General features: G+C 77.8%; 1 pseudogene. It reads left to right on the forward strand.

Annotated elements, in window-relative coordinates:
- Window positions 1–396: pseudogene (locus ABD378_RS38130) on the forward strand (response regulator); the annotation flags it as partial.

Consider the following 396-nt stretch of genomic DNA (forward strand, 5'->3'; position numbering starts at 1 on the left):
CTCGACGCAGGGGCGCGCGATCAGCGTGCGTACGCTCGGGCAGGGCGTGCCGTTCGGCCAGCAGATCGCCGAGCAGCAGCAGCGCCGACTCGGGCTGCGGCAGGGCCAAGCCCCGGCGGCCGCACCCGCACCCCAGAATCCGCAGAGCCCGCAGGCGACGCAGCCTCCGCTGTCCCCGCAGACGCCTCCGGCCCAGCAAGCTCCTCAGGCTCCTCAGACTCCTCAGCCGCCGCAGGCAGCGGCCCAGGGTCAGGCCTCCGCTCCCTCCACGGAAGCCCCGCAGCCCGCCCCCGGCCCGCTGCCCGAGCAGGCGCCGGCACCGGCGCCGGGGCAGCAGCCCGCGGCTCCGGGACAGTCGCAGTCCCACACCCTCGGCGGCTCCCTCGGCGGGGGCGT

Source organism: Streptomyces rectiviolaceus (genome assembly GCF_039533825.1).
In the GTDB taxonomy this organism is placed as follows: Bacteria; Actinomycetota; Actinomycetes; order Streptomycetales; family Streptomycetaceae; genus Streptomyces; species Streptomyces rectiviolaceus.